Origin of the sequence: Lentzea indica, assembly GCF_012184385.1 — a bacterium.
GTDB lineage: Bacteria > Actinomycetota > Actinomycetes > Mycobacteriales > Pseudonocardiaceae > Lentzea > Lentzea indica.
Genome location: NZ_VSRL01000407.1, coordinates 1 through 5,059, shown reverse-complemented (window position 1 = coordinate 5,059; position 5,059 = coordinate 1). Strand labels below are relative to the sequence as shown.

General features: G+C 70.1%; 4 protein-coding genes and 1 pseudogene. 4 read left to right on the top strand and 1 reads right to left on the bottom strand.

Features of this window, described 5'->3' with window-relative positions:
- The 4 genes and pseudogenes from FXN61_RS47135 to FXN61_RS47120 all read left to right on the top strand — a co-directional run.
- A pseudogene (locus FXN61_RS47135) lies at nucleotides 1–870 on the top strand (NYN domain-containing protein); the annotation flags it as partial.
- Nucleotides 871–936: 66 nt separating this feature from the next.
- Nucleotides 937–1,938 carry a C40 family peptidase gene (locus FXN61_RS47130; protein WP_167980294.1) on the top strand — a complete coding sequence of 334 codons (1,002 nt, stop codon included), beginning with the start codon at nucleotides 937–939 and terminating at the stop codon, nucleotides 1,936–1,938.
- A gap of 10 nt (nucleotides 1,939–1,948) precedes the next feature.
- Nucleotides 1,949–2,728: a hypothetical protein gene (locus FXN61_RS47125; RefSeq protein WP_167980293.1), complete on the top strand. Its 780-nt coding sequence runs from the start codon at nucleotides 1,949–1,951 to the stop codon at nucleotides 2,726–2,728.
- A 10-nt stretch (nucleotides 2,729–2,738) separates the two neighbouring features.
- Complete coding sequence (locus tag FXN61_RS47120) at nucleotides 2,739–3,848, top strand: glycosyltransferase family 4 protein (protein ID WP_167980292.1); 1,110 nt, start codon at nucleotides 2,739–2,741, stop codon at nucleotides 3,846–3,848.
- A gap of 191 nt (nucleotides 3,849–4,039) precedes the next feature.
- On the opposite strand, the gene FXN61_RS47115 is transcribed toward FXN61_RS47120, so the two are convergent.
- Nucleotides 4,040–5,059 (bottom strand): tetratricopeptide repeat protein (locus FXN61_RS47115; RefSeq protein ID WP_223165890.1); only part of this gene is annotated, 1,020 nt, incomplete at its 5' end.

The following is a 5,059-nucleotide window of genomic DNA, read 5'->3' as shown; positions in this document are numbered from 1 at the left end:
GGTCCGAGCGCAGTCAGCTCGACGGCGCCGCCGAAGCCGCGTCCGCGCGGACGCCGAGATCGAGCTGGAACGCCTTCGCAAGCGGCTGCGCGAGCAGGGCGTGAAGCTGCGTGAGCCAAGGACGCCGCAGAGGCCGCGGCCGCCGAGGTGGACAGGATCCAGGAACGCACAGCGGACGAGGTCAAGCGCCTCACCGCGGAGCGCGACCGGGAGCGGGAACGGGCAGAGACCGAGCGGGGCAAGGCGCAGCGGGCGATCGCGGATGCCGAGGTGGCGCGGCAGTCCGCGCGCGAGGCCCGGCAAGCGGATGAGGTGCGGCTCGCGTTGCTCGTGGACACGCTTGACGGTGCCGTGACGGGGCTGCGTCGTGAGCTGGCCCTGGGTGGGACCGGGCCGCGTCCCGCCGACCTCGTGCGAGGCGCCAGCGCGTCGCAGGGGGCCGTTGGAGCGCGGTGGAGGATCCGGCAGCGGCTGGACCGGTTGCTGGCGTTGCCCGCGGTGCACCTGGTGGTGGACGGCTACAACGTCACGAAGACCGGCTATCCGGAGCTGTCGTTGTCGGACCAACGCGATCGGCTCGTGCATCAGCTGGCCGTGCTGGCCGCGCGCACAGGCGCAGAGGTGACGTTGGTGTTCGACGGCGCTGGGGTGGTGGCCGTGCCCGCGGCGGCGCCTCGTGGCGTGCGTGTGCTCTTCAGCGACCCCGGTGTTCTGGCTGACGACGTGATCCGTGCGCTGGTCACCGCAGAGCCCGAGGGACGGCCTGTGGTCGTGGTGACGTCGGATCGCGCGGTCGCGGATTCGGTGCGTCGCCGTGGTGCGCACCCGGTGCCGTCCGCCGTGTTGCTGGCCCGTCTCGGGCGCGTTTGATCACCCGGTAGCCTGACGCCCGTCGATCTTGACGGTCTTGTTCTGGCGAAGGGGATCGGCGACCTCATGTCGCGCAAGCTCACCCGTGGTTTTCTGGTTGTTGTGCTGCTCGCGGCCACGCCCGCCGTGTCTTTGGCCGCGCAGCCGGCTGATCCGGCGCGCACGTACGCCGATCTGACAGCGCAGGCGACAAAGCTCAACGAGGAAGTCCTGCGCGCGCAGGAGGATCTCGTCCAGCGGCGTGCCGAACTCGAACGCGCGACCGTGGACGTCGCGGCGGCGCAGCAGATCGAGCGGCAGGCCAAGTCCGACGAGGACGACTTCCGCGGCCAGGTCGACCTCATCACCCAGGCGTCGTTCGAGGGCGCGCGGTTCAACCAGCTGTCGGCGCTGCTCGTGGCGGACTCGCAGCAGGACTTCCTGAACCGCCTGGAGATGATGCGGGTGCTGGCCGCCGACAAGGCGGAGTCGCTGGCACGGCTGTCCAGCGCGGTGGAGAAGGCCCGTCAGGCGCACCAGGTGGCGGAGAACGCGCGCACTCGTGCCGCTGAGGCCACCGCGGCTGCCGAACGGTTGAAGAGCGACCTGGACGGGCGGAACCGGGCGTTGCAGGCGCAGATCGGCGAGGTGCGGGCGGCGTTGACGCGACTGCCGGCCCCTGTCGTGTCGAAACTGCGCGATCCTGGCGACCGCTCGCCGATCAGCGTGCCTTCCGGGACGGCAGGGCTCGCTCTGGCGTTCGCGCTGGAGCAGCGTGGCGACGACTACTACTACGGCTCGACCGGGCTCGATCGGTGGGACTGCGCCGGGCTGACGATGAAGGCCTACGCGGCAGCCGGGGTCTCGATTCCGCGGACCTCCGGAGGGCAGGCCGGTGTCGGGCGTGTGGTGACGCGGCCCGAGGTTCGCGCAGGAGACCTGATCATCTACTACTCGAGCCGGTCGCACGTCGCCATGGCGGTCGACAACGCGCGTGCCGTGCACGCCTCGACAGAGGGCCAGCCGGTGAAGATCGCGCCGATCGACGCCATCGGGCCCATCGCGGTGATTCGGCGCATCGAGGGCTAGCGTTGCGCCGGTGAGGCACCTCAGGACGTTGCTGGCGGTCACGGTCGCCATGACGTTCCTGCTGGGCCTCAGCGTTGCAATGCGGCCCGTTGAGTTGCCGCCGACTGCAACAACCCATTGCAAAGAGGCGGTGCTGAGGGTCGCTTCGGGCACTGTGACCAGCAGTTCTTGTGACGGTGAGCTGGCAGGTCGGGTGTCGAGGATGCTCGACGAGTCGGTCCGCGGTGTCGGAGATATATTGGATATCGGTTGGTCGCGGCGGGTGGACGTCGTCGTTCCGGCGTCCGAATCCGAGCTGGTCTCGCTCGTCGGGCCGGCGTTCGCGGACATGGCCGGGATCGCGATCCGCGACGGCGCCGGGCAGCGCGTCGTCCTCAATCGGGTGCGTGCGGCGCCGTTGTCGGACGTGGAGTTGCGACTGCTGCTGCGGCACGAGATCACGCACGTCGCGACGCGCGACCTGACCTCGGACTCGGCTCCGCTGTGGCTGGTGGAGGGGTTCGCGGACTGGGTGGCGTTCCACGGACTGGGGTTGTCGCTTCGTCAGGCCGCGCCGCTGCTCACCTCTGACGTCTCGGCACTGCCCACCGACTTCGGCGGTCCTGGACGCGACCTGGCTTACCAGCAGGCGTACTCGATCATGGTCTACCTGGAGTCGCGGCTGGGGGAGCGGGGCGTCGTGGAGTTCTTCCTGCGGCACGCGTCGATGTCCGCTGTGGACTTGCAGAGAAGCCTTGCCCCGGTGGACGTCGCGGGCTGGCGTGAGTTCCTGCGATCGAGCATCGGATAGCGTTGGGTTCGTGCGCCGAACCTTGCTGGTGACCAACGACTTCCCGCCCCGCCCCGGTGGCATCCAGTCCTACCTGCACGCTTTGGCGACACGGCTGCCCGCGGAGTCCCTCGTCGTGTACGCGCCGAAGTGGAAGGGCGCGGAGGAGTTCGACGCGGCGCAGCCGTTCCCGGTGGTGCGGCATCCCACGTCCTTGATGCTGCCGACGCCGGACGTCCTCGCGCGCGCTCGCGACATCGCCCGCGCCGAGTCGTGTGAGGCCGCGTGGTTCGGTGCGGCGGCACCACTGGCGCTGCTGGCGCCTTCGCTCGGGTTGAGCCGCGCGGTGGCGTGCACGCACGGGCACGAGGTCGGATGGTCGATGCTGCCGGTGGCAAGGCAGGCGTTGCGGGCCATCGGGTCCGGTGTGGACGTTGTGACTTACGTCAGCCGCTACACCCGTTCCCGGTTCGCGTCGGCGTTCGGGCCGATGGCCGCGCTGGAACACCTTCCGTCCGGTGTGGACACCGAGCTGTACCGTCCGGATCCCGCCGCACGCGCCGAGATCCGCAGCCGGTACGGGCTGGGCGACCGGCCGGTGATCGTGTGCGTGTCGCGTCTGGTGCCGCGCAAGGGGCAGGACGTCCTCATCCGTGCGTTGCCGCTGATCCAGCGCTCGGTGCCGGACGCCGCCCTGCTGATCGTCGGCGGCGGACCGTACCGGGGGACGCTCGAGAAGATGGCGTCCGGTACCCGGACCGGTGATGTCGTGCTGACCGGCTCGGTGCCGTGGGAGGAACTGCCCGCGCACTACAACGTCGGTGACGTCTTCGCGATGCCCTGCCGCACCCGCGGCCGCGGCCTCGACGTCGAAGGGCTCGGCATCGTCTACCTGGAGGCCTCGGCGACCGGGCTGCCCGTGGTGGCTGGACGGTCCGGCGGCGCGCCGGAGACCGTGCTGAACGGCACCACCGGCAACGTCGTCGACGGCCGCGACGTCGAGGACGTCGCCTCCAAGGTCGCCGCGCTGCTGGCCGATCCCGAGATGGCGGCCAAGATGGGGCGTGCCGGACGGGAGTGGGTGAGCGACCACTGGCGGTGGGACCAGCTCGCGCACCGCCTCGAGGGCCTCATCGGCTGAGCGATATCCACCATGCGATATCCGATATATCAGCATTGGTGGCGCTGACCAGGCGGTATGCGATGTATTGGATATCGGTGCCGGATGGACTTCGTGGCGAGCGGCCGCTCGTCCCAGGCGGCATGACAACGTTGTCACCGGTAGCCGATATATGGCATACCGCTGGCTGATATATCGGATATCGGAAGCGGTCAGGCGAGTTCGCGCGCGCGGTTCTCCAAGGCGCGCAAGCCGAGTTCGGCACCGCGCCGCGCGGCCTGGTCGGCGGCGGACCGCGACTCGGAATCGCGTTCGAGATCCCGCCACACCACTGCCAGGTCGATCAACGCCCGGATCTCGCCGGAGGCGTAACCGATCCGCCGGGCCGTCGCCAAGGCCTGTTCGAACAGCTCCGCCGCGATGTCGAAGTCAAACAAAGATCGCCGGATCTCGCCGAGCGTGATCCGCACCGACGTCGCCACCTGCTGATCCCCGCCGTCGGCAACCAGCGACAGCGCCCGTGACGCCAGCGACAGGGCGACCTCGGTGTCGCCGGAGGCGAGCTCCAGAGCGGCGAGGTTCTCCAGGGCCTCGGCCTCACCGGCGGGGACGTTGCCGATCTCCAGGGCGCGTTCGAGGTGGGCGCGTGCCTCGGCGAACCGTCCCTGCAGGCGCAGGGCCATACCGAGGTAGGCGTGGCTGTCCGCGTTCGGCGCCAAAGCCAGGGCCTGCGAGAAGTGGTCGACGGCGTCGTCGATCTCGCCGAGCTCCACGGCGAGCTGGCCGAGGTTGTACAGGCCGGTGCTGACGCTGTCCGCCGAGGCCGAGCGCAGCATCTCCAGGCACCGGACCAGGGCGTCCCTCGCGGCTTCGAGCTCTCCCGAGCGGCGGTGCACGAGGCTGAGGTTGTTCAGCACGCTCGCTTCGGCGTCCTTGTCGCCCAGTCCCCGGTACAGCTCGATCGCGTGGTTGTGGTGCTCCACCGACAACGCGTACTCGCCGAGCCGCAGGTAGAGGGTGCCGAGGTTCGTGTGCATAGCGGCCTCGGCCGGCGGGTTCGCGGACGCCTGCGCGGCCTGCAGGCCGTGATGCGCCGTCGCGAGCCACTCGCCGACGTGCTGGCCGATCCACAGATAGCCGCGCAGCGCGTCGGCCAGCTGCCAGGCCATGGACGCGGGCCGTGCAGAGCCGCGTGCCGGATGGCGGCGGTCAGGTTCGGGCGCTCCGCGTCG

Bases quoted from the DNA above. Each gene is read 5' to 3' on its own strand.
- FXN61_RS47130 (WP_167980294.1), top strand. From the start codon at position 937: ATGTCGCGCAAGCTCACCCGTGGTTTTCTGGTTGTTGTGCTGCTCGCG.